The organism is Paenibacillus luteus, from assembly GCF_006542765.1.
Lineage (GTDB): Bacteria > Bacillota > Bacilli > Paenibacillales > Paenibacillaceae > Pristimantibacillus > Pristimantibacillus luteus.
Genome location: NZ_SKCD01000004.1, coordinates 166,808 through 192,344 on the forward strand (window position 1 = coordinate 166,808; position 25,537 = coordinate 192,344).

Annotated in this window: 14 protein-coding genes and 2 pseudogenes; 6 read left to right on the plus strand and 10 right to left on the minus strand. The window is 47.8% G+C overall.

What is annotated here, in order from left to right:
- Positions 1–111: 111 nt before the first annotated feature.
- Both E0496_RS03375 and E0496_RS36420 read right to left on the minus strand, forming a co-directional pair.
- Positions 112–5,658, minus strand: coding sequence for a glycosyl hydrolase 53 family protein (locus E0496_RS03375; RefSeq protein WP_141500261.1), 5,547 nt, complete (start codon positions 5,656–5,658; stop codon positions 112–114).
- Positions 5,659–5,837: 179 nt separating this feature from the next.
- Positions 5,838–5,947, minus strand: a pseudogene (locus E0496_RS36420) (cob(I)yrinic acid a,c-diamide adenosyltransferase); the annotation flags it as partial.
- Positions 5,948–6,020: 73 nt separating this feature from the next.
- Here E0496_RS36420 and E0496_RS03385 point away from each other — a divergent pair.
- Genes E0496_RS03385 through E0496_RS03400 form a run of 4 tightly spaced genes read left to right on the plus strand, consistent with a single transcriptional unit; the run spans position 6,021 to position 10,093 of the window.
- Positions 6,021–6,254, plus strand: coding sequence for a hypothetical protein (locus E0496_RS03385; RefSeq protein WP_141500262.1), 234 nt, complete (start codon positions 6,021–6,023; stop codon positions 6,252–6,254).
- Between the two features lie 26 nt (positions 6,255–6,280).
- Positions 6,281–7,372: a GerAB/ArcD/ProY family transporter gene (locus E0496_RS03390; protein ID WP_141500264.1), complete on the plus strand. Its 1,092-nt coding sequence runs from the start codon at positions 6,281–6,283 to the stop codon at positions 7,370–7,372.
- Between the two features lie 24 nt (positions 7,373–7,396).
- Positions 7,397–8,896, plus strand: a complete 1,500-nt coding sequence (locus tag E0496_RS03395) for a spore germination protein (protein WP_141500265.1) — start codon at positions 7,397–7,399, stop codon at positions 8,894–8,896.
- Positions 8,897–8,917: 21 nt separating this feature from the next.
- A complete protein-coding gene (locus tag E0496_RS03400) occupies positions 8,918–10,093 on the plus strand; it encodes a Ger(x)C family spore germination protein (protein WP_161601293.1) in 1,176 nt (391 codons plus the stop codon).
- A gap of 92 nt (positions 10,094–10,185) precedes the next feature.
- Here E0496_RS03400 and E0496_RS03405 read toward each other — a convergent pair.
- The 7 genes and pseudogenes from E0496_RS03405 to E0496_RS03435 all read right to left on the minus strand — a co-directional run.
- Positions 10,186–10,389, minus strand: a pseudogene (locus tag E0496_RS03405) (IS3 family transposase); the annotation flags it as partial.
- 201 nt (positions 10,390–10,590) lie between these two features.
- Positions 10,591–11,457 (minus strand): protease modulator HflC, encoded by an 867-nt coding sequence (gene hflC, locus E0496_RS03410; RefSeq protein WP_141500267.1) that lies wholly within the window; start codon positions 11,455–11,457, stop codon positions 10,591–10,593.
- Positions 11,454–12,515 carry an FtsH protease activity modulator HflK gene (gene hflK / locus E0496_RS03415; protein WP_241674547.1) on the minus strand — a complete coding sequence of 354 codons (1,062 nt, stop codon included), beginning with the start codon at positions 12,513–12,515 and terminating at the stop codon, positions 11,454–11,456. Before hflK ends, hflC begins: the two co-directional genes overlap by 4 nt.
- A gap of 179 nt (positions 12,516–12,694) precedes the next feature.
- Entirely contained in the window at positions 12,695–14,755 is a 2,061-nt protein-coding gene (locus tag E0496_RS03420; protein ID WP_141500268.1) for an alpha-galactosidase, read from the minus strand.
- 66 nt (positions 14,756–14,821) lie between these two features.
- Complete coding sequence (locus E0496_RS03425; protein ID WP_338325815.1) at positions 14,822–16,438, minus strand: extracellular solute-binding protein; 1,617 nt, start codon at positions 16,436–16,438, stop codon at positions 14,822–14,824.
- Positions 16,439–16,538: 100 nt separating this feature from the next.
- The gene (locus E0496_RS03430; protein WP_141500269.1) at positions 16,539–17,426 is read right to left on the minus strand and encodes a carbohydrate ABC transporter permease; all 888 of its coding nucleotides are present in this window, start codon (positions 17,424–17,426) and stop codon (positions 16,539–16,541) included.
- A gap of 25 nt (positions 17,427–17,451) precedes the next feature.
- Positions 17,452–18,441, minus strand: a complete 990-nt coding sequence (locus tag E0496_RS03435) for an ABC transporter permease (protein WP_241674548.1) — start codon at positions 18,439–18,441, stop codon at positions 17,452–17,454.
- A gap of 193 nt (positions 18,442–18,634) precedes the next feature.
- On the opposite strand from E0496_RS03435, the gene E0496_RS03440 reads away from it, so the two are divergent.
- A complete protein-coding gene (locus E0496_RS03440) occupies positions 18,635–20,212 on the plus strand; it encodes a response regulator (protein ID WP_141500270.1) in 1,578 nt (525 codons plus the stop codon).
- Between the two features lie 16 nt (positions 20,213–20,228).
- Positions 20,229–21,986, plus strand: coding sequence for a sensor histidine kinase (locus E0496_RS03445; protein WP_141500271.1), 1,758 nt, complete (start codon positions 20,229–20,231; stop codon positions 21,984–21,986).
- A 111-nt stretch (positions 21,987–22,097) separates the two neighbouring features.
- On the opposite strand, the gene E0496_RS03450 is transcribed toward E0496_RS03445, so the two are convergent.
- The gene (locus E0496_RS03450; RefSeq protein WP_241674549.1) at positions 22,098–25,121 is read right to left on the minus strand and encodes a carbohydrate-binding protein; all 3,024 of its coding nucleotides are present in this window, start codon (positions 25,119–25,121) and stop codon (positions 22,098–22,100) included.
- Between the last annotated feature and the right edge of the window lie 416 nt (positions 25,122–25,537).

Genomic DNA, 25,537 nt, shown 5'->3' on the forward strand with positions numbered 1-25,537 from the left:
AGCATTCCGTCCCACTCCTTCCTTCCCTCGATATCCCGATGTTTTTGCTGTTTGCCTATGAATAACAAAAAAAGGACGCCTTCCTAATGGAAGACGTCCTGCCAATCCTAATTAATCAATCTCATGAATCGTATGGAAGAGCCGCTCTAAAATCACGGCCGCTTGCGCCCTCGTCGCACTCGCTTTAGGTGCAAATCTGGCCTGGCCGATACCATTAATCAGGCCTGCAAGCTGCATGTCGCGAATAGCTTCTGCAGCATACGCTGCAAAGTCTGCTTGATCTTCAAAAGTTTCCGGACTCCGATTTTTGTCTAATGTGACCTTGCTCACTTGTATGGCACGGTGCAAGATAACAGCCATCTCTTCCCGGGTAATAACGTCATTTACCCCAAAGCTTCCATCACTATTTCCATTGACGATACCAAGCTTCTCTGCGGCTGCAACAGCAGCTGCATACCATGCGCCTTCCTTCACATCCTTAAAGGACGAGCTTTGCTCTGCTGCTGGCGTATCCAAAATTCCCATCAGCATTTGCAAAAATTGCGCACGAGTTACGGATGCCTCCGGTTTAAAGGTTTGATTTGTAAATCCACTAATGATGCCTCTAGCAGCCAAAAATTCAATACTTTGCTGTGCCCAAGCCGCCTTGGCCAGATCCGTAAATGATACTGCCTTATATGCTGCTGCATATTTGCTGAAGTGCTTCGGACTAAAGGATACGGTATCCGACCCGGCATCGTAACGAGCGTTTTTCACAATTTCCAGCTTAGCGTCATCCGTGATGTAATAAGCCACCACGCTGTGGGCATTCTGCCCTTGCCCACGCACATACGGCAGCTTGACGTTGATCATGCCGTTTCCGAAATCGGTTAGCTTCATGCCGTCCACCGATAAAGTAAAGTCATAAACGGTATTTCCGCTGAGTGCCTGCCTGAGCTCGGATGATAATGTTATGGCACTCAATTTCTCCACGGATAGTTGAACGCTGCTGGACGATGTGCTGATGATGTTCTTAAACAGCTCGATCGAAAATGAGAAGGTGGCGAAGCCCGTTTTAACTATAATCTCTTTTATAGAGCTGCTAGCCAGTTCCGCAATCTGCTGCGCAGGAATTTCTACAATAACACCAGTCGCTCCTGCGGCAGGAACTACGCTTACCGATACCGAATGCTCCGTTTCATTTTTATCTGCCTGTTTCAAATCAACCTTGACCACCGGCAAGACTGGAGCAGTCGTTGACGGTGTTGACACCGGAGTTGCCGCCGGCTTCGGAGTCGCTTCTGGTGTTGGCGTTACACCAGGCGTCGGTGTTGTCTCCGGTGTTGGCGTCACTTCAGGCGTTGGTGTTGCTTCTACCCTCTCCTCCGATAGGGTAAGTCTAATACTTGTTGTCGTTTGTTGGTCTGCAACACTTATATCAGATGTGCTATTAACTCGGAAACCCGCTTTGCTTGCAAATACGGTATAATTAACGCCCACCGGAAGATTAGCCAAGATAAACTCACCTTCTACATTCGTAGCTGTGATGTATTCAATGCCATTTATCGTTATCTTGACCTCAGCATCTGCCAGCTTCGCTCCGGATTCATTTTGCACCACTCCGGAAATGTTTCCTGTTCCTGCTCCCAAATAACCTACGGAGACTGCGTCGATCAGCGCCCAGTTTCCTGCGTTCGCATCCGTATAAAAACCTATGGTCAGCTCGCCGTTTTTGACTAACACATCCATGCTTTGAGCAGTCATCGAGCTGCTCTTCGGAATATCAAACCTCGCCAGCTCGCCGCTTGAATCCTTGGCGTACATGTAATATTCCTTCTGGTCTCCGCCGTTATAAAACCATGCAGTCACCTTATAATAACCGTTAGCCAGCCCGCTTAAGGTCTGATAGGCATCAGAAGTATAAGCGCCTGCCAGCCAATGGGAGAACACATAACGACCATCCTTGGCGTTAGTATGGGTTTGAACAAAGGTCGCATTTTCGGTGCCGGTAATCGTCCAACCTGGAATCGTGAACTTACTCGCTCCCTGCGTCTCAAAACCCGCATTGGTTAAAGGAATAACCGTTGCCAATTTCAAATGAACAGGGGCATTTGGTGTGAGTGCCGTTACCGTTACTCCTGTTGCTAAGCCATTCAAATAACCGTTTTTGCTTGCCGTAACCACATAGCCGCTGCCGCCCAGCACGTTCACGAGACTATATTTTCCAGAGGCATCGGTTTGAGCGGTATAGGTCTGTTCGCCTTTGACCGCAACAACTGTTGCTCCTTCTACAGGAGCATAGGAGCTGTCTGTTACGATTCCGACAATCGTGCCAAAATTAGAAACCAGCTCTACAAGAATCTCACTCGTCGTATGTCCGACTGCAACCGTAAAAGAGACTGATTTCGCCGATAGATAGCCTATTTTTTCTGCCGTTACCATGTACCCTGCTCCTGCCGGCACGTTCGAAATTGTAAAATTCCCAGCCTGTCCGGACACCGCTTCATAAACTTTCCCGCCTGCAGCTACGCTAACCTTCGCAGCGGCAATCGGAGCTTGATCCGTTCCAATAACCGTACCCGTTATTCTGCCCGAATTCAGAGTAATCAACAGCTCGACGCCAGATTTGGCTGCGCCTATCTCTACCTCAATTCCAGAGGCGTACCCCTCGGCATATCCTTCCTTGGAAGCCATTACCGTTACACTCGTTGATGCTGGCAAATCCGCCAGCGTATAGTGGCCGGATGGATCGGTTACCGCTGCATAGGTTATACCGTTAATGATCGCGCTGACCTTCACTCCAGCAATCGTATGCTGCTCCTGATCCTTCACAACGCCCGCAACTGAACCTCCAGTCAACGTAATCGTCTGATTGGCCGTAAATTCTCCTGCATTCACCAAATGAACAGTCGTTTGGCCTGCTAGATAACCGTTTTTCGACGCTTCTAACTCATAGGCTGTGCTTATAGGCAAATCAGGAATGAAATAATTGCCGGCAGCATCGGACGTCGTTGTATGCGTCTTGCCATTTACCGTTGTTTGAATCGTTGCATTAGCGATTCGGTTGCCCGAAGTTCCTTGAACGACGCCTGATAGATGGCCCAAGGTTGAACCTTCTGTATTTTGACGATAAGCATCATGTGCTGGAAGTGCCTTGCCACCAAAATCAAATAAGGTCGTGTTCGAGACCACATTCAAATCCGGTTGATCATCACTCTCTTTAATCGCCCAGCCTACGCCCGGCACGGCAATCATAATCGGATCCCAGTACAGATCGCCAATCACTCTGCCGTTGTTTACGCTCTTTAAGCCGTTGAACAAGTTGATCATAAATTCCTTTTGGCCTTGCGGTGAGCTCGTGTCTGCTGGATACGGGCCATTGTCGTTCAGTTGGCCGATCGTTCCGTTAGGCAGTGCCGGATTCCAGTTATAGCCGGTTTCCATAATCATAATATCCTTGTCGTATTTCTCGCTAAAATAATTACAAAACGCCACGATTTGCTCAATCGTCAAATCTGTCCAGAAAGGATAATAAGACGGGCCAATAATATCATAATCGACGTTTCTCGCTTCGATCTGATCAAAAAAGCTTTCATATTTGCTATAGTTGCCCGCATCATCCAGATGCAGAATGACCTTGGACTGAGGAGAAGCTGTCTTGACCGCCTCCGCGCCTGCTTGAAGGAATCGTGCCAGATTCCCCCAGCTTGTACTCGACGCCCTGCCATAAGGGAACAAAATGCCAGATTGCATTTCGTTTCCTAACGATACAAATTCCGGTGCTGTTCCTTGCGCCACCATTGCCTCCATCACTTCAGCGGTGTAGGCGCGCAAGAGCTGCTCAAGTTTATCGACCTTCGCTGCATCATTTGCCAAGCCGCTAATTTCCGTTTGCCAGGCGTTCGGAATGTTATGTGTGGCTCCGTTCGTCCAATAATCGCTGTAGTGGAAGGACAACTGAATCTGCAAGCCTGCCGCTTTCGCGCGTTTTGCAAGCTTCAAGATATCGGCCTTATCCATAATACCCGCCGGACGATAATAACTGCCGTCGCCATGCCCTTTGCCGGGTTCGTTGTAGACACGCAGCCGAACAATGTCATGTCCATTTTCTTTTAGAATTTGAAATAAATCCTTTTCCTGTCCGTTCTCGTCAAAAAACTTGCCGCCCTGCGATTCCACATAGGACAGCTCCGATACGTCTCCGCCCTTGAGGAATCGGTAGGCTTGGTCGTCCTTCACTAGCTCGACCACATCTAGCTTCACACTGTTTCCGGCATTCGCATCGGAGTGCAAACCGATCGTAATCTTACCGTTCATGACCTGAATGCCCCGCAAATACACTTTCGTCCAGGTGCTGCCAATGGGCAGAGCCGCCCGTGCTTCCGACGTACCATTATCGCGGGCGAACAAATAGCTGGCATGCTGGCCTCCGCTATTTTGCACCCAGCCCGTCAAGGTATAATATCCATTTTCTAGGCCAGTCAACGTCTGCGAAGTCGTCACCTTATAATCACGCTCTGACCAATGAGACAGGCTGTAGCTGCTCAAATAGCCGGGAGCATCCGCGAACGATGCATCCACGTCGCCAGTTTCGGTCCACTCGTCAAGCTGCTGCGATTTTCCATTAGCTTGAAAGCTAAAATTTCCGATTGCTATACCCACGGGCTCCAATTCAACTTCCTCATCCTTCACAAAGGAGACCAAGTCGATACCTAGCCACGCATCTGCGGGGCCGTCCGCATAAAAGCCGACCGTAACGCTGTTGTTCTCCACAATGACCGGCAGATTAATTTTCGTCCAAGAGGAGCTGCTCACCGGTATAGCAACCTTTGCCTCTGCGCGGCCGGTATCTTTTGCATAGATGTAACTCTCGTTAAAGCCGCCTCCGCTAGAGATCCAAGCCGTCAACGTATAAGCTCCATTCGCAAGGCCTGTTGCCGTTTGATAAGTGTTTGCCGTGTAAGGGGCATCACTCCAGTAATTCAGCCGGTTTGTACCGCCGTCCGCTGGCGACCAGTCTGATTTGATGGCTATCGGGCTTGTGCTGCCTTCCGGTCCGAAACTGGTCTCCCAGCCTGCTAAACCGCTCTCAAAACTGGTATTTTCCAAATCTTTGGCAGGAGCAGCTTCATCCAGCATAAACGTTACGTTATCCACTCCCATAAAGTTGCTTGCTGATGCCAAACCATCCGCATACACTCCAAGCGTCAACTGATGATTCGTCACCACAACCGGCAAATGGATTTGCACCCATTGTCCACTTTGCGGAACGTTCACCTTTACTTCCGGAAGACCGGTGTTTTTGGCATAAAGATAACTCTCATTAAACCCCGCTCCACGCTCTACCCATGCAGAGAGTGTATAGCTGCCATTTACTAAGCCGGTTATCGTCTGCTGAGTATCCGCTGAGTAGGCGGAAGCGCTCCAGTAATCGAGCCGCTTCGTCCCACCTCCGCTCGGGATCCAGCTTCCTTGAATCGTAATAGGGCTAACTCCATCGGCCGCTGTAAAGCTCGTTGTCCACGCTTCAAAATCATTCTCGAAGCTCCCATTAGGCACACTAATGGCGGTCCCCGCCGCATGAACGGACGGTGAAGCTAGTCCTGTAAATAAACCAGAAACCATACAAAAAACAATGAAAATGCTGATACTGCTGCGAAATCTTCTAACTCTGCCCAATTCCTGTCACTCCTTCAGTTCAGATCTAAACCCCGCGTTTGTTAATGCCTGCAAAAATAAAGCGTTATCATTTTTCGGCATGACAATTGCTCAACTTCTATTCACATCTATAACTTTAAAGGAATTCAAGTAATCTACAAGTAACACAAATGCAAGATTTATGCTGCTTTGATAGCCGTCTCATCAATTGTACCGTATGCCTCGACACGAGCCGAGCGTCATCCTTGCGAACTCGCCCGCCAATTAAGGAGGTCTGGCCGCTATCTCCTGCTTTCGTATATAGTTTCAGCCTCTGCATAATAATGAATGCTTATAGGAATTATAAGGTCATTCGATCACTTTTTTGAGAAAGGCGGCTAATTATGCTAGAAAACCTATTTGTTGCAGCTCTGCTGATCATCGCATTATTGATAAGCGACCTGCGAAATTTCAAACAAGCAGACACAAAGACAAAAGCCGCATATGTGTTATTGCTCTTACCAGCAACCTATTTATCCATCTTGTTTATCTTCCATCTGTCTTGGCCTAATATCGGTTCGCTGTCCAGATTAATTTATGGCTGGCCCGCCAAACAATTATTGGCCCTCTTAAAATAAATTCTAATGCAGAGTAGGTAATCTACATGTCTTCCCAGCACTCAACCATCACAATCACACAGCTTGCCTGTTTGCTCTCTGCCTACTCCATAGGTTCGGCAATCGTTTTTATCCCCAATCCGTTAACCGCGGCTGCCGGTAATGATGCATGGTTGTGCGTCATTCTAGCTTACGGATTTGGCATGCTCGTACTTGCTTGCGTACTCTATTTGCACGGTAAGCATAATGGTCAGAATTTGATTGCTTACTGCCGTTCGCTTATCGGCAATCCGCTTACCCTCCTAGTATCAATCCCTATAGTCTGTATGCTTTTTTTTGCAATAAGCGCCATTAATTCCAGCATAGGCGATTTCTTCACAACGGTGATGATGGACCAAACTCCGCCGTATGTCTTTCATTCTATCGGCATAATCCTTGCCGCCTTAACGTCTAGAGCAGGCATTAAGATAGCGGCTAGAATGTTTCTGCTGCTTCTGGTCATTATGATTCTTTTCTCCATATCCGTTATCTTACTTGCTATTCCAGTCTATCATCCAAGCTACCTGTTGCCTTTCTTTGACCATGGGTTTAAACCCGTCACGCATGGCTTCTTTATAGCGGCAGGCTTCCCGTTTGGTGAGATTTGCTTTTTCTCCATGCTGTTGCCTTTTGCTGTCAGCAGCTACCAGCAAGAACTGAATAAGAAGCTCTATATCGCGTTTTCCTTCACTGGTTTCATTCTGCTTATTTCAACAATCAGCGCAACGATGGCATTTGGTCCGGCTGCCGGTTTTTTAAACTACTCGCTGTACCGCTTAGCTATCGAAATCCACATTGCCGAGCTGTTCCAAAGGGTTGAGGCCGTCATTGGAATTGCACTTATTCTGGGCTCCTACATGAAAGCAACGCTACTGCTCATGATTCTGAATTATGTTTTCATCGAATTGCTCCGTATAAAAGACGATAAGATTCTCCTCTATCCGCTAGCGCTGATCTGTATTTTTTTATCGGCAACGATGTTTAAAAGCCCTGCTGATTTTCAAGAACAGGTATATCTGATTTGGCCATTCTCGGTTCTTGCAATTGGCTGCATGCTCATCTTTTCTTTAACTATTATAACTTGGATAAAAATAAAATAACGATGGACAAATGAGGCTGGGACTTTGAATGAAGCGATCCGATCAATAAAAAAGCTCAACACGAGCCTGACCAATAACCAAAAAGAAATTGAACAAGTATTTTCTTACTGCCAGGACGTTAACTTTCAAGATTGGCAATACGGAGCATCATTCCAATACGAAGCACTTTCTATTTACTGTGCTTCGCTTGCCAGCTATACGACGCATCTGCTTCAGCAAGCTCTAGAACATTTGGCTGCTTACACTTCGGAGAATTGGAATTCCGTTACCCCAGAGAAGCTAGAGGCATGTATGTCTATATCCAACACCGCTCTTCAGCCCTTCGTCGTTATCGATGAATATGACAAAATATTGGATTTAGTTATGAATGGCTATATCATTATTCTATTTGACCAAATCGGCAAAGCATTGGCCTTCGAATCCGGATCGACAGCACAAAGACAAGTAACCGAGCCTGTGAATGAGCCTGCCGTACATGGGCCAAGAGAAGGTACCGTAGAAAATATGAATTCGAATCTAGGCATGATTAGACAGCGCTTACGCACACCTGACTTTAAGGTGGAGTTCTTGCAGGTTGGCAAGGTCATTAAGAACAAAGTCGGCTTCGGTTATCTGGATCAGGCCGTTAATACTAACGTGCTGCTCGAGTTTCGGAAGCGGATAGTAAGCATCGTTGACTATGAAGTATTAGAAACCTCTTACATTGAGGACTGGATTGAGGAATCAACGCTCACTCCGTTTCCGCAGGTGCGCTACACGGAACGGACAGATACAGCTACTGCAGCATTGTTGGATGGAAAAATAATCGTTCTCGTTGAAAATTCCCCTATGATTATGATCTGTCCGGCTCTGCTGGTGGACTTTATGGGAACGGCTGAGGATTATTACATACGCTCCGTATTTGCGACATTCATTCGTTTTTTACGTTTGCTAGCTTTTATTATTGCGCTCACTTTACCTAGTATTTATATCGCGCTGTCTACTTTCCATCCTGAGCTAATTCCGACCGTGCTGCTGCTCGCGATTGTAGACTCAAGGGAAGGAATTCCATTCCCCGCCTTCGTTGAGGCGCTCATTATGGAAATCTCATTCGAGCTCCTGCGCGAGGCTGGAATTCGCTTGCCTCGAACGGTCGGGTCCGCAGTAAGTATCGTCGGTGCTCTCGTAATCGGACAAGCTGCAATAATGGCCAAGATCGCATCTCCTTTTATGGTCATCGTCGTTGCCTTAACTGGCATCGCTTCCTTTGCCATACCGCATTACGATATGGCTATTGCCCTTCGGGTTCTCCGCTTTCCTTATATGATTGCCGCCAGCATGCTTGGTGGTTACGGATTGATGGTCGTGTTTTTGCTGACTCTGCTTCATCTCACCTGTCTTCAGCCGCTAGGCGAGCCTTATTTATCATCGCTAGCTCCATTTAAATTCAGGGATCTCCGCGACATATTCGTCCGAGTTCCACTGAAAACTATGTTGAAATCTCCTAGAAATCGCAGACTATATCGTTCCGGAAACAAGGAATGATTCATGAAAGGAGGCTGCGTGATGAGAACCCTTCATATGCTCGTCCTGCTTTTCCTAGTGCTTCCTATATTGAGTGGCTGCTGGGACAGACTGGAACTCAACGATTGGGCATTCGTACAAGCAGCAGGCATCGATCTTACCGACGACGGACAAATTCGGCTGACCACTCAAATCTACAAACCAGGCGGAACGCAAGCTCAAGAGCTTTCTCCAGGAAAGAGATCTTCCTCCTTCTTCAATATAACAAGTGAGAGCTCCACAGTGTTTGGCGCTTCACTTCGCATAGATAACGAGCTTGGCCGAAAGATGCAATGGAGTCATATGGAAGCTTTATTAGTAGGTGAGAACTTCTCCAGAAAAAGAAATATTGGAGACGTGCTTGATTTTTTCTCCCGCTCCAATGAACCAAAAAGCTCCATGTCTATCATCATTACAAAAGGCGATGCCTATAACTACTTATCGAAACTGCCTTTCGTAGATAACAATACCGGGCAGCAGCTATCCTCCAGCATCAAAACAACAAAAGTGCAATCCGGTTTATCAACTACCGTATCCTTAACGGATCTGATTATTTACGCCAAGCAGCCAAGCGCTACTTTTCTCATGCCTCTCGTTTATTCCACAGCTGATCTGATGCTACCTCCTTCTAATACAACGGCAATATTCCGTTTCCCTGAGGGAAAGCTTCTTCGGATCGTGCCCAGCAGCAAATCTCCCTATTTGCTGATGCTAAAAAATCAATTTCGCAGCGGCATAATCAACATCCCTTGCTCAGGCAATAAAACGAGAAGCTTTAGTAGTGAATCCTTCAAGATCCTTAGATTGGAAACCAATCTCTCACCTCGAATCATTAACGGGAATGTGACAATGGATATAAAGGTATTCGCATCAGGAAGCGTAATGGAATTAACATGCTCGCAGCTTACTACTGAAGAGGAAATCAATCACTTTACGGAGCAGGTTGAGCGGATTCTAAAGAAGAAACTTGAAGAAACGATGCGATATATCTTGGCGGAGAAAACCGATGTCATTGATGTAGGCGCAAGGCTTCATCGTTACCATAATGGACTATGGAAGAAGTGGGAGCAGGATTGGCCCGAGCGTTTCAGCAAAAGCAATTTCACCATTGAAACAGATGTCCTGCTTACCCATACCGGAATTGATTCCGGACGACCCTTCACCTCCTCACTCCAATAGCGCTCCAATCATAAGTAGCCTAAAAAAAAGCCCTCTTTGGTAAACTCGTATACACTGCCCCCTTAGTCAAGGACACTTTGAAAAAAAGAGTGTTAGGACAAACATAAGAGATGATTCCTGTATTGAACAGGAGTCATCTTTTTTAGTCCCCATTGATATCTGTGATGATTATAATAATAAATATAACGTTTAATTTCTCGTTGCAATTCCTCTAAAATTGTACAGTAGAGACTCTTCACATGATCTTTCATATGACCAAAGAAGGATTCCTGAGGGGCGTTGTCCCAGCAGTTTCCGCATAGGTAATTGATTTTTCACTACCGCGTAAGACATGCGGATTGTTCGCTAACTGTTTCTGTTCCTGTTGATTAAAGTATTTTCTGCTCATACGCTCGCCCCCACTATTCTCTCTAGTATACAAAAAGGTACCCATACGCTAAACCCTTTTTTCAAAGTGTCCAGTGTATGGGTACCAGTTTATGCGAGAGACCTTTTCTTTATTGACCTAGCAATATTTTTGCATAAGGCGAGTCGATCGGGATCATGATGACCGGCTCGTTCTGCAATGTGGTGGAGTAACTTTGCAGCGTCCGATAGAAGTTGTAGAACTGCGGATCACTGCCGTAAGCTTTGTTATAAATAACAGCAGCTTCGCGCTCGCCTTCCGCTACAATTTTCTTCGCATCCGCCTGTGCCTGTGCCAACAGCTCAGTTGCTGTACGGTCAGCCTTCGACGTGATCTTGCGCGATTCCTCGTCACCTTCGGATAAATAGCGTGCTGCAATGGATTGACGATCGGAGATCATCCGGTTGTATACGCTCTGTTTATTTTCTTCAGGTAGATCGGTACGTTTAATCCGGACATCGATGACTTCAATGCCGTAATTGTCCCTAGTCAATGCCGTTATGACATCCTTGGTGATCTCATCATTAATATTGCCCCGCGCTGTGTTCTCGCTAATGATGTTATCGTAATTAACCTCGGATAGCTTACGTCTTACGGAGTTATAGACAGCCTCGTCTATCCGCTGAACACCGCCGCTGACCGACTGTACCGTTCTCAAAAATTGCGAAGCGTTCGTAATCCGCCATACCGTGTAGTTATCTACAACGATCGGCTTCTGATCCTTTGTAAGTATCGTCGTCGGAGTGCTCTCGTAAGTCATTTGATACTTAGGCAGCGTTGAAACGTTCTCGATAAACGGAAGCTTGAACTTAAGGCCCGGCTCCGGAACCGCTCTCATCGCTTCCCCGAAGCGAAGCACGACCTTGTACTCGCCTTCCTTGACGATGTACATCGAGCCCGATCCCAAAATAACAACGACCAAAACAACAATAAGCGTTATCCACTGGTTTCTTTTCATTGTGCAGTACCTCCTTGCGGAGCTTCTGCGACCGGTGGCGTCGTTACAGGAGGCGTTGTTGTGCTACCCGTTCCGCTGCTGCGCATCAGCTCATTCAGCGGCAAATAGTTTACCGTGTCGCTGTTTGAATTGGTGATGAAAATTTTGGCATTTGGCAAGATCTTCTCAAGCGTCTCCAAAATTAAACGGCTCTGAGTAACATTCGGATTGTTTTTGTACTCTCCGAAAATCGCGTTAAACTGGGCAACGTCACCCTCTGCGTTCAAAATTCGTGATTTCTTCTGACCTTCCGCATTCTCCAGAAGCGCCTGTGCTTCGCCCCGCGCCTTAGGAATCCGGTCATTCTCATACTTTGCTGCGTTGTTGATCTTCGTGTTTTTTTCCTCGCGCGCATTCGTTACTTCGCGGAAGGCTTCTGCAACCTGACCGCTTGGCGGCTCAATATCCTGGAACTTGATATCGATGATCTGAATGCCTGTCTGATACTTCGACTGCAGCTCAATCAGCTTCTCCCGAACCTTGTCCTGAATAACGGTTTTTCCGTCTGTGATTGCGTAATCAAGCTTCTCCGAGCCGATTACCGCACGGATGGATGAGCTGGCAGCATTGCGCAGGAACTGTTCTGCATCCGAAATATTATACAAGTAATCATGAATATTGCTAATTTTCCACTGCACGACCGCATCTGCCGATACGATGTTTTCATCGCCCGTGATCATCATCGCTTCCTCATCAACCGGAATCGCAGCCGATCCCTCCTGACGGTAGCCGATATGAATACGCTGCGTGAGCTCAGCTGGAACGGTGATCACCTGCTGGACCGGATAGGGCCATTTAAAATGCAGTCCCGCCGAAGTCTCCCCCGAATATTTGCCGAACGTCAGGATTGCCGCCCGTTCCTGCTCTTGTACGGTGTAGAATGATGAAGACCCTAGAAAAATAGCCAGCACGGCGATAACGCCGCCAATGACGATCTTCCTCACCGTTGCTGGCTTAAGCTCTGGCGGTCTTCGTCCGCTCATGCTTTGATTAGGCGGTTGATTCTGGTTCTGATCCATGAAACTCAATGACATCTCTCCCCTTCCAAGTCATTCTTGGTTTATGCGAAAAAATCGCTATAAGGGATAATACGGAGAAGTTAGGCAAAGGTCACGGATTTTTCGCAAATTTAGTTGTTTTACTTAATAAACATTCAAATCTCTTCATTTTGCTGCGAATTAAGCCGTCTTTATTGCCTTTAAGCCTGTACGAATTGCAAAAGCTTTGACTCAGACGCTGACAGCTCGATCATATATTCCAATGCCCCTGCTTCTACCCGCTGCTCCTGCCCGCTCCACAAATCACGAACGATTATCCCCTTAGAGGAATCTATGCCTATTCTCGCAAATGATGCGGATTTCACCGTTTCGTTCTCATTGTCAAAGTTAAAGGCTGCCACATAAACATCTTCTCCCGCGCTAAGCGAAAATAAATCCTCGCCCTTGGTGCCGCTAACGCCTTCCACCGGACGGAACGTTTCACCGCGCTTCGCAAGCGCCATAATTTCTTTGTTCGTCATCCATGCTTTGGCACGGCGCGCGGCTTCCTCCACGCGGTAATCATCGCCGAGCAGCAGGGAAGTACCGGAAATAACCCCGCTGTTCAAGCGGCTTCTTCCTTCGTGCTCGCTGGTTGCGCGCTGATTGTCGCTTTTGTACAAAACCACATGGTCGGGATCGTTAAAACGATAAAGATTGTCATTAATCCACCAGCCGTAGGTAAGTGCGTTAAGCATATATTCCGTATCGTTAATCGTTCCGAAAGCGTCGCAAGAAACACGACGGCTATGCGCATAGCCGTGCGGGAACAGCGGAGCGATTGACAAATTAATCAAAAATGGCCGTCCTACCCGCTCCCGTGCAAGCGTATCTCTCACCAGCGCCATGCCAATATTATAGGCCTGTATGCCCGTCCTCACGCTCTCCTCATGGAAGATCCCTTCCATCGCGCCGTGCGTGAGGAAGTCCAGTTTCACATAGTCAAAGCCAAGCTCTACAAAGCTGTCCAGGCTTCTCTTGATACGTTCCTGTGCTTCCGGATGTGTCGGGTCAATTGGGAATGCACCATCGAGCTTAGGCAGCGGCCGTCCCGCTTGATCCTTGATTAGAATGTCACGGTAGAGCACGAGGCCATCGGTTCCTTCCACCGGCGAATCTGGATCGCTTCCCCAGAACGCGAATGGTGTGTAATAAATACCCGGCTTCTGCCCGTTGGCTTTTACCCGGCGAACGGCATCCTTCAGCTGCTCTTCCGGCAAGCTGTTCCAGAACGCATCAAAATTCACGTACAAGCTGTCGTTGTCGTCCGCGAAGCCATTCTGCTGCAGCTCCTTGGCAAAGAAATCGGAGGTATGCGTATAGACATCGTAATCCAGCTTGCTCATAACGGCCGACCAGCTATTCCAGCCCATCGGAATGCCTCCGTCCCACGGTAGTGCCGGTGTCAGCACCGCGTTAGCCTTGCCGTATTGCTCAAGACCATCGCGATAATCGGCAAAGGCGCCTACGAAGATCGTCGGCGATACAATAATTTTGCCGCGAAGGGCCCCATGTGCCAATGTATCTCTCGTCTGCATGTCGGCTGCACCGCCAAAGACACGAAGCCGTCCAACTGCTTCAGCAAAGGTACCTTCTACGACGATACCCGTTTTCCAACTGTCATGCGTAACCGATCCAATGACAAAACCGTTTCTGCTTTGCGAACGGTAAATGGCCGTCGTCTCATAGCTCTGTACGCTGCACGGAATCGCATGAGAAGCAAAGCGCACCCATTTGTCGTTGTCGAAGGGAATGAACAGCGTTCTGATCTCCTCGACCGGCCCTGCGCTATCGCCAAATTCGGCTATACTTCCGTCATTCAAATAAGCGGCAAGCGGCGTCAATTCATTCGTCTCCCATTCGAATTCACTCTCGGCCTCAAGCTCTGTCAGCAAATAGGGCAGCTGCTCGTATATCCGGAAGTGTTGGCGCAGCGTCGGCTTGCCAAGCTCTTCATGCTCAAAGCTCCAGCGCAAGCCTCTGCCAAAGCCATCCTCGATCGGCTGAATCTTGGCCTCATGAACGAGGTGTTTGCTGTAATACGTAGAACGCAGCTGCGCCAGACCATATCGCGCTTCTGCATAAAGGCCACTCAAGGCTTCACCGCTGCTCCAGCGCAGCGTAAGCTCGCCGCTCGCGAGATTTGCTGTTGCTTGTATAACCTCATTAGCTACAATAAATTCGCCTTGTCCATATTCAATCTTGAATGTACCAATTTCCATTTTCTTCAGCTCCTCTATTAAAATAAAAGGAGGCCGGCTGAGCCGGCCCCCTATGCGCCGTTTGGATTATTTCCAAAGCTCCACGCGTTCTTTGTAGTTTGTTGTAAAAATAGCTTCTACCTTCTCGTCGCCGGCTGCTTTCATGTCGCTCAGCATTTTGTCAAAGATGGTGTTCGCATCCTCTGCAGTCTTAGCCATAATCGCTTTCGTCAACGCTTGTTTCGTAATATCATTCACCTTTTGTTCATTCAGCGCTTCAACCGTGCCGCCTTGAGGCCCAAGAGCATCAAAGAGGACAGTATCATATACCGAATCGGATAGGTTCTTGATAGCCATCTGATCCACTACGCCACGCTCATAACGGCCTGCCAAATCATACGGAGTTCCATCGGAACCTTTGCCATTTTTGATAAACCAAGTCCATTTGCGGATACCTGTAGACTTCGCATAGTTGTTAAAATCATTTTTGAAGCCTTCCAGTACTTCAGGGCGAGGCGTGCGTTTGCCGTCTTTCATATCCCAGTGAACGCCTTCGACTCCCCACATCAATAGATACTGCCCTTCCTCACTAGCAAGGAAGTTCATAAATTTCATCGTGCGCTCTGGATTTTTGTTTTTCTTCGTAATCGTAATCGCGTCCCAGCCGAGCGAGCTGCGTCCGCCGTAAGTCGTTTTACCTGGATCTACGCCGTCGGCAACTACTTTATAAGGGAATAGCTGAGATTGTTCGCCGCGATCCTTCAACAAAATCGTATTGGCCGCGCCTGGATCCCAGTAAGATCCGGTAGATGCGAAAACGTTACCCGTTGCAAGCTTTTGCTCCCACACTTGCTTCTTGTTAATCGCCCATTCCTTGTCTAGCAGGCCGCTGCGGTACAAATCATTCATATACATAACCATATCGCGGTATTTAGGATCTTTGACATCAAATTGAATTTGGCCATTATTCTCATAGAATTGCTGCAGGCCAAACATTCCTTTGAATGTGCCGAACGATCCGCCAAAGTTTTCTCCATCCATCGTAAGCGCTGTCGTTTCCTTGCCTTCAATTGTCGGATATTTCGCCTTAAAATCTTGAAGCAACTGCTTGAACTCGGAAGCCGTGAACGGTACGCCGCCCTCAACCTTATCAGGAGCAAGCTCCTTCAAAATATCTTTACGAATGTTAAATCCGTAAACGGGTTCATTTTCAACGCCATACCAATTGGACAGGTAATAGTTTTTTCCGTCCTTATAGCGTGTTTTGTTCAAAACATCGCCATACATCGTCGTTACGTCAGGACCATATTGATCAATGAGATCATTTAAAGGGATAATGGCGCCTGATTCGATATATTTATTCACCAGATCACTTCTGCGGTCAAACAAGATCATGTCCGGCAAATCGTCGCTCGCCAGCATCAGATTAAGCTTCTCCGCAGGATTTCCCGTCGGCTGCTGAATTTCTATGGTAATGCCCGTACGCTTCGTAATTTCCGATGCTACCGCATTCGTGAATTTATCGCCTGTGTTCTTATCGAAGAAAGTAAGCGTAAGCGGTTCAGTAGAGTCTGCACCCTCGGCCGCATTGCCTTCGGGAGCAGTCTCTCCATTATTCTTCGTATTATTAGAACCACAAGCAGATAAAGCCGTAATCACAACGATAACGCTTAGAAACATAACTAGCCATTTTTTCATCTTCATCGTATAAATCCCCCTTGTACGTGATCTTATTATAGTACAATTTCACCAAAAATCATTTCCCCTAGCGTTCGCATCACCCCCTGTCATAACTTCCTATCGGCTAGCTCTTTACAGCACCAAGCGTCATGCCTTTAACGAAATACTTTTGAAGGAACGGATACACCATCAAAATAGGGAGCGTCGCCACCATAGTCGCTGCCATCCGAATCGTATCCGGCGATACCGCCATCCGCTTAGATGCATCGGCAAGCTGCTGTGCATCGCCAACCATTGCGCCCGTCTGGTATTGATTAAGAATTTTCACAAGTACCGCTTGCAGCGTTTTCAAATCCGCGCTGTACGTGAAAACATAAGAATCAAACCATGAATTCCAGTGCATGATCGCTGTGAACATTCCGATGGTTGCGAGCACTGGCGTCGTCAGCGGCAAAATGATTTTGAAGAAAATTTGCATATAATTGGCGCCGTCCATTTTGGCCGACTCGTCCAGCTCCTGAGGCAGCTGCTGCATGAAGGTCCGCACGATAATCATATAGAAGACGTTCATCATGCTTGGCAAAATAAATACCATAAAGTTGTCGATCAGGTGCAGGCTCTTCAGAACCATGTAGTAAGGAATCAGTCCGCCGCCAAAATACATCGTAAATACGAAGTAAAGCGACCAGAAGCGGTTCCCTACAAGCTCCTTCTTACTAAGTGCGAACGCCAGCATGCTGATGACTACGACGGCGAGCGGCGTACCGACAAGCGTCCGCAGCACCGTTACTTTAATCGCTGCCCAAATCTCGCTATCGTTCAAAATTTGCTGATAGCTCGCCAAGCTGAAATCTCTCGGCCACAAATATAAATTCCCCCGCAGCGTATCCTCGGCGCTATTCAATGAAATAATGAAAATATTCCAGAATGGATAAAAAGTGACGATAAATACCGCGATAATAAATAAGTAAACGCCGGACATAAACAGAAAATCATTTTTGGACTTGATCATAGCGTGATCTCCTCTTTCTTTTTTACTAGAACAACGACTGCTCATTCATTTTTTTGGCCATCGTGTTGACGCTCAAGACCAGGATGAAAGCGACGACCGATTTGAATAACCCGACAGCTGCACCGTAAGAGAACATCCCGTTTTGCAAACCGTATTTATACGTGTACGTATCGATAACTTCCGAATATTGAAGCACGGTATTGTTTTGCAGCAAAAATTGTTGATCGAAGCCTGCATTTAAAATGCCGCCAACAGCTAGAATAGCCAGAATAATAACCGTAGGTTTAATCGATGGCAGCGTGATGTGAAGAATCTGCTTCAGGCGGCTTGCCCCGTCTACCTTCGCAACCTCATATAGCTCGGGGTTAATAGCCGATATAGCTGCCAAGTACATAATGGCGTTAAAGCCCATGTCCTTCCACGTATTCGATATCGCTATAATCCACCAGAATAAAGGTCCTTTTTGCATAAATTGAATCGGTTCATCTATAAATCCGAGACCCGTCAGTATATTGTTGAGAACGCCCCCGGAGGAGAGCACCGTAATGATGATATTTGCCGCAATAACCCACGAAATAAAGTGAGGCATGTAGGATACCGTTTGAAAGGTTTTCTTAAACCAACCGTTCCTAAGCTCATTGATCATGAGTGCTAGAATGATCGGCATCGGAAAGCCGAACAGCAACGATAAGAAACTTTGTGCCAGCGTATTGCGCATGACCCTGTAGAAGTCACCGTTCGTAAAGAAATAATTGAACCATTCCAGTCCGACAAACTCTGTCGTGAAAAACTGTCCGAAGAACGAACCGCCGCCCGGCGAGTAATTAATAAATGCCATGTACAACCCGAACATCGGGACATACGAGAATAACAGCGTGACGATTAAGGCCGGCAGCATAAGCACATACAACAGCCGCTGCTCCTTAAGCCTCCCCCATACACTAGAATTTCTGATACCGCGTTTCCCTTTAGGGGGTACGGATTTACTTGGTTCCGCTTTCATTATTGATTCCATGTTATAGCCTCCTGCCAGTCTTGCGTTGCTTTGTGCTTTTATTATAGGTCGGGGGGAGCAGCTCATTCTATACAAGCATTTACCGATTCGTAACACAAAGTGACACATTTCCAAATGCTCCATTGTTGAAATGCGTCATAGCGGATAAACTAGTTAAACATCCCGTTACATGAGATAAAAGGTGGGGACAGGCATGTATAGTATTTTATTAGTGGATGACGAAGCGATAGAGCTCGAGACGATTGAGCATTATGTCCCGTGGGACAAAATCGGCATTACTGTGGCGGGAACCGCGCGCAACGGCAAGGAAGCGCTTGGCAAGCTGGCCGAGCTGAAGCCCGATATTATTTTGACGGATGTCCGCATGCCGATCATGGACGGTCTTGAATTCGGCAGACGAGCGAAGCAAATCGACAAAAACGTTAAGATCATCTATTTAAGCGGCCATAACGAATTTCAATATATTAAGGCAGCGCTTAATATTGAAGCCACTGGCTACTTATTAAAGCCGATTGATATGGAAGAGCTTCTGGCCCTCCTTGAGAAAGTGAAGAAAAAATGCGAAGAGGACCAATTAGCGGATCTAAGCGGTGACTGGGTTCGCGAGAAGCTGATGATGCGTATGATCAGCGAGCCCGACCCAACTGCTCGGTCAGAATGGATCAAGAAGTGGGAGCAAAGCGCGGCCGACTTTGTGCATGGCAGGCCGTTCACGGCTGCTTACATGACCTTTGATCTGCCTGCGGCTTATCCCTCTCCCGTACCTTCGGTGCCTACGGGAGCTCCTGCCGACCGAACCGAATTCGTTCGAACCCTTGCGAGGCAGTCATGGGCGTCCTTTACGATCGTGGAGGCTGCGCCGCATGCCCTGTTTATCCTTCATCAATGGAAGGAAGACCAGCGCATGCAGGTATCAGAAGCTGCTTTCTGGGAGAGCTTTCAAGCGCAGCTGTCCTTCTCTCTTGGCTTTGAGGTTACGATTGGCTTATCTTCGCCGCAGACGGAGCTTGATCAGATATGGGATGCATTTGTGCAGGCACGCTCCTGTAATGAAGAGAAGTTCTACAGGACAGGGGGCGGCGTGATCATCCCTGAAGAATTAAAACCAACCATGCAAACCGACGAAGACGTCGAGCAAACCGCCACGAAGCTGGCCTCCTCTATTCAGGCTGGAGACATGGAGCAAATACGTATAGAGCTTGAATCTCTATTTACGATCATTAGAAATGAGCGGATGGATCGGAATTTTGCTATCCGAGCCATTATTCGTTTATTGTCCTCATTGGAACAGCATTTCTCCATGCTGCTTGCAGGCTCGCTTAAGGGGCTGCTGCTCGCGGATCATTGGAAAGCGATTTCACTGATGCCCTCTGCTGCGCATATTCAGGCCTATGTTCTTCATTTCTGTGATGAAATGAGGAAAGCTTCCGGTGAAAGGGAAATCGATCGCAATCAAGCGATTGCCGAGCAAATTGTCAGGATCATCGCTGAGCGGCATCATTTGCCGCTAACGGTCGAAGAGATTGCCAAGGAGGTATACCTCTCACCGAACTATATCCGTACGATTTTCAAAGAGAAGATGGGCGAAACCATTCTTGATTATTTGACGAAGGTTAGAATCAATCGTGCAGCCGAGTTGCTGAAGGATAAAGCGCTTAAGGTACGCGAAGTGGCCCATAGCGTGGGATATGAGAACGTGTCTTATTTTTGCTCCGTCTTCCATAAGCATAGGGGCAGCACCCCAAACGAGTTTCGGAAAATGTATTTTTAGGCTGGAGTGAGCATCCATGAAACGGCTAACGGGCTGGCTGACCAGGCCCTTTAATAATTTGCGGCTGAGGGAAAAGCTGTTTGTCATGTTTTTACTCGGCGCGATCATCCCTTTGCTCTTTTTTGTTTCTTATTCCTATCAAACGGTCAAGAGCGAGCTTTCTGATCAGATGTACACAAATTCCATGTCGTCAGTCGCGCAAATCAACTCGAACTTGGAGAACAAGCTGGACACCTACACCAAGCTTTCAGCAACGCTATATTTAAACAGCACGCTCCGTGCATATTTGACGACAAATTACTCCATAGATCCCTCTATGTATGTGGATGCCTATCAATACATTAACAGTACCTTCACCAATATGCTGACAACCAATCCCGATATCAAATCGATCTCGGTTTATATCAACAACGATTCGCTGCCAACAGACGATATTTTTATCAAAAGAATGGATGACGCTTTCCGAAAATCCGACGTTTATCTTTCTCTGCTGAACACATACGGGAACGTGCGATTCGTCTCGACTCCGCCAGTCGTCGACCAGCCATCCATGTTTACGCTCGCACGCATGCTGAATATCGGCAAATTGGATACCGTATACGGCATTTTGACAATTAATATTTTAGAATCAGATATCTATCGTCTTATGGAGAAGGAGTCTTCGGACAAAACCGTGTTGATCGTCAATGAACGCGGCATCATTATGTCCACCAAGGACAAAAGCATGCTGAACCGTCCTCTGCAGCAATATATAACGACTGACTTTCTGGACAGTGAAGAAGGCCGCTTCGACAGCACCTTTAATGGAGAAAAAATGCTGGTCGTCTACAACACGACCAAGTTCGGCTGGAAAAGCGTCTCGCTCGTTCCCTACAGCAGCTTTCTGTCCAAAGCCAATAACACAGCAAAGCGGATTCTGGTTTATGCGTTGATCAGCTTCGGCCTCATGGCGCTGCTTATTTATGTCACAGCCAGATTATTCACCAAGCGTGTGGAATATTTAGTCGGCATCATTCGCCGCATTGAGAAAGAAGAATTCGATTTCGTCGATATTCGGCCGCTCGGACGCGATGAGATCGGACAGCTTGGCAATGTGCTGCGCAAAATGTCACAGCGGCTCAGCACGTTGATCTCCGATGTGTACAAGAAGGAAATCGATAAGCGCGAAGCGGAAATGAACGTGCTCCAAGCCCAAATCAATCCGCATTTCCTATACAACACACTCGCATCTATCTCGTCACTCGCCATCCGGAATTCCGACCCGCGGATGAACAAAATGGTTACCGACTTGGCGAAGTTTTACCGTATCTCCCTTAACAAAGGAAAAAGCCGCTTATCGATTCATGAGGAAATTCAGCTCACCCGATACTACGTAGCCATCCAGCAGGTCCGGTTCGGCGATCTGATTCGTGTTCAATACCAGATTGATGAATCCGTACTCCCATCCTCTATTGTGAAGCTGACGCTCCAGCCCTTTGTCGAAAATGCTATGAATCATGCGATCTGGGACGATCAGCTTGGCATTACCATCGTGATTAAAGCTTACCGCGAGGGGCCCGACATCTTGCTCAAGATCATCGATGACGGTATGGGCATGCGGATGAGCGGCAAGAGCCCCCATGAACTTCCCGAAGGCGGGGATACCCTCTCTGGCTACGGCATCCGCAACGTAGACAACCGGATCAAGCTGCTTTACGGCGAGTCCTATGGCGTTTCCATTTATAGCCGCCTCGGCATTGGCACGACCGTCACGATCCGGATTCCGGGAAGATAAGCCAATTACGCAAGAATCCACTAGTAATCGCAAGAAAAATCCCTCATGCCGTTGCGGCTTGAGGGATTTTTCTTGATTTAAGCATTTACTATTGCTTGGACTGCTGCTGCACTATTTTACTGTTATTTTGTAAAGCTTCGATTGCGCGCCGTTTAAATCTGCCTTCAGCGTTCCAGTGGTCTGACTGGACGTATTCGACCAAAGATCAACAACCTTCACTTTTGAGGTATGAGGAATGCCCGCACGTTTGAAATCTATAGTCTTGCTGGTTGCCTCATTCGTATAGTTAAACACGGCGACGTAATAATCCTTCCCGTCCTGCTTGACGAAAATATCCGCCGCTCCTGTGCCGGTATTGCCTTCAACAGGCTGGAATGCCTGCCCTGTCAGCGCTACTTCATTGACTTGCTTGTTCGTAAGCAGCTTCTTCATTAAATCCTGTGCTGCCGGATTGCTCACATCATCCGAATTCAGAAATACGGTTCCGGAAATGACAGCGGCATTAACCCGGGTCTGCGCAGCCTCGTAAGAACCGCCCTTCGCTAGGGTCATATAATCCGGATCTGTGTATGGGTAAATGGTTCCATCCTGCCACCAACCGTAAGTCAGATTATTCAATTGGTATTCGGTCTTGCTCAGCGTACCGTCAATATCGCAGGAGATACGTCTCGCATGAGCATATTGGCTAGGGAATAACGGTGCGATAGAGGCGCTTATGAACATTTTCCCGCCCAGTACTTTGTTGATATAAGCCATCCCTTGATTGTAAGCTTCTATGCCGGTTTGCACCTTCGGATCATAATGCTTGCCTTCGAATGATCCATGGCTAAGAAAATCAATTTTAATAAACTCATACCCGTAATCAAGGAAACGCTTAAAATAGTATTCGATACGCTGCTTCGAGCCCGGATGGGTCGGATCAACCGCGTAAGCGCCGTCTACCTTCGGCAAAGGATTGCCGTTCAGATCGCGTAAAATAATATCTCCGTATTTGTACTTCCCGTTTGTTCCTTCCACGGGCTGGTCCATATTGTCGCCCCAGTAAACGAATGGTCCATAATAAATGCCGGCTTTTTGGCCGTTCTTGTTAATGACCTTGACGATTTGCTTGAGCTCCTGCTCGGATAGGTTATCCCAATAAGAATCCATATTGATATAAACATTGCCTTTATTGCTGAACGAAGACTTTTGCAAATTTTTCTTAAAGAAATCGGATACGGCTACAACCTTGTCGTAGCTTAGGTCGCTCTCATAAGCTCCCCAGCTGTTCCAGCCGACCGGAACGCCCTTCGGAATGTCGTGCTTGAACGCAAGCGGAGGCGCAACAGCGGCGTTCGCCTGCCCGAAGCTTTCTAGGCCTGTGCGGTAATCGGCATAGTAGCCGACAAGAATTTGCGGCGAGGTAATCGTCTTGCCGGACACCTTGCCGTGAGTGATGCTGTCATGCGTTGACGTGGAAGACGTAAACCCGCCATACACCTTTAGCTTGTTCAATCTGTCATTAGAGCCGCTCCAGTATATGCCTGTTTTCCATTGGTCATGGGTCACCGAACCGATAACGAGACCGCTGCGGCTTGCATTGTCATAGATTGCCGTTAATTCCGAGCTCACATAGTTATTATTGTTGAGTCTCGTATTTATCGTACGCGCTTGATAGCGGGACCACGCATCGTTGTCAAAAGGAGCCACAAGCACACGGTTATCCGAATAGCTGCCGAGGTCGACGCCACCCTTCGCATTCAGAACCAACGGAGAAATATCGTTCGTACTCATTTCTGCATTGCCCGTAACCTGCTGGCTAATTAGAAAATATGCCTTGGCTTCATAGATTTGATAAATTTGCTTCATTGTCGGTAGGCCGGCCTGACGGTTTTCAATCGTCACCCGGATGCCCTTGCCGTGGCCGTCCTTGATTTTCTCGACCTGCTTCATGGTGAATTTATGCTCCGCGTAGTTGATGCTGTCTAGCTGCTTGTCCAATTGGATGCTGCTATAGAGCCCTTTGGCAACCGTCTTGCCATTCCAATCGTACATGGCAAGACCGGATTCCGTATTATAAGTAATTTTGTAAGTGCCATTCGATAGCGTCACGCCTGACTTATGCTGCGCTACTTTAATCGAACCGAATTTGGAGGCTGCGACCTCCGCTCCGATATTGCCTATGCCATCCACGTTACCCGGCTCCTCGCCTGCCGCATCAGAACGAATAAGCTCGATTTTATCGATATCGGGCGACCAGCCGCCGTTATCATCGAATACGATTGCGTTGCTTCCTGCTTGGAGCTTAACTTCCATCGTGAACACGCCGAGCGTATCCCAATTTGCCGTAGCTGGCAAGGAATATGGCTCTGCCTCGCCGTCGTTGACTTTAATCAATACCGCGCGTGGGTCACCGGAAATGTAGCTCACCTTCAGCGTGTAATTGCCTTCGGACGGAGCGGTAATGTGGTTGAATGTCAGCGTAGACCCGCCCCAAATATCGCCTACCTTTTGATTGCCGGAGCAGGCGGTTTCCGTTTTACATGCTTTAATGCCTGCATTGCCTGTTAATGCGTTTTGCGATGCCTCTGCTTCATAGACTTGTCCGCTTCCATCCGGCGGCTCATTCGGATCTGTGTCTGAACCGGCTAGACGCAGCTCGATTTGGTCAATGTCCGGAGAATAGCCGCCTTGGTCATCGAATTTGATGGTATTCGCGCCTTGCACCAGCTCAAGCTGAAGCTCGTAGACGCCCCGCGTACTCCAATCTGCGGTTTTGGGCAGATCATAACGATCGCTGGCACCGCCATTCACGCTAACGGCAAAGGATCTTGGGTCGCCGGATATGTAATGCACGGTCATCGTGTACACGCCTGCTTCCGCAACATGAACAGCATTGAATTGCAGCGTCGATCCTCCCCATAAACTTCCCACCAGTTGGTTGCCTGAGCAGCCCACGGCTGCTTCGCAAGGCTTCACCTCAGCCTTACCGCTGAGCATGTTGCCAGCTGCCTCAGCCTCATAGGTGTAAACGATATCACTTGTGTCTGCTGTTTGAGCCTCCGCTATGGCCATAGCGGACAAAAATGCGGTTTGAAACAGTAGAAGCATAGCTATAATCACACCGATGCCTCTCCCGTATTTCATTTTGTTCATTATTAATTCCTCCTCTGTTTTGGTTTTTTGAAGCGCTTTCTTTTCTAAGTGTAAGGCGAAGCTTGGGGCCATTCTAGCCAAAAATGTTACGAATCGTAACCGAAATTAACACACTTTTCCGTATTCGGAGTACGGAGCAGCATGTGCGTTCAAACCAGCAGTCTCATTTTAAAGACCGGTTAAGAAGATTTAGTTGGATATGGAGCAGAGCTTGACTGAGTTTAAACATACGGAGAGAGTGTGTGTGGAAGGCACCTTAGAGTTTGGAGTTTATCAGATGAGAGATGCGGGGTGCGGGTGCGGGTGCGGGTGCGGGTGCGGGTGCGGGTGCGGGTGCGGGTGCGGGTGCGGGTGCGGGTGCGGGTGCGGGTGCGGGTGCGGGTGCGGGTGCGGGTGCGGGTGCGGGTGCGGGTGCG

Coding starts and splice junctions, on each gene's coding strand:
- E0496_RS03385 (WP_141500262.1), top strand. CDS start 6,021: ATGCTAGAAAACCTATTTGTTGCAGCTCTGCTGATCATCGCATTATTG.
- E0496_RS03390 (WP_141500264.1), top strand. CDS start 6,281: ATGTCTTCCCAGCACTCAACCATCACAATCACACAGCTTGCCTGTTTG.
- E0496_RS03400 (WP_161601293.1), top strand. CDS start 8,918: ATGAGAACCCTTCATATGCTCGTCCTGCTTTTCCTAGTGCTTCCTATA.
- hflC (WP_141500267.1), bottom strand. CDS start 11,457: ATGAAAAGAAACCAGTGGATAACGCTTATTGTTGTTTTGGTCGTTGTT.
- hflK (WP_241674547.1), bottom strand. CDS start 12,515: ATGGATCAGAACCAGAATCAACCGCCTAATCAAAGCATGAGCGGACGA.
- E0496_RS03420 (WP_141500268.1), bottom strand. CDS start 14,755: ATGGAAATTGGTACATTCAAGATTGAATATGGACAAGGCGAATTTATT.
- E0496_RS03425 (WP_338325815.1), bottom strand. CDS start 16,438: ATGAAGATGAAAAAATGGCTAGTTATGTTTCTAAGCGTTATCGTTGTG.
- E0496_RS03430 (WP_141500269.1), bottom strand. CDS start 17,426: ATGATCAAGTCCAAAAATGATTTTCTGTTTATGTCCGGCGTTTACTTA.
- E0496_RS03435 (WP_241674548.1), bottom strand. CDS start 18,441: ATGGAATCAATAATGAAAGCGGAACCAAGTAAATCCGTACCCCCTAAA.
- E0496_RS03440 (WP_141500270.1), top strand. CDS start 18,635: ATGTATAGTATTTTATTAGTGGATGACGAAGCGATAGAGCTCGAGACG.
- E0496_RS03445 (WP_141500271.1), top strand. CDS start 20,229: ATGAAACGGCTAACGGGCTGGCTGACCAGGCCCTTTAATAATTTGCGG.
- E0496_RS03450 (WP_241674549.1), bottom strand. CDS start 25,121: ATGAACAAAATGAAATACGGGAGAGGCATCGGTGTGATTATAGCTATG.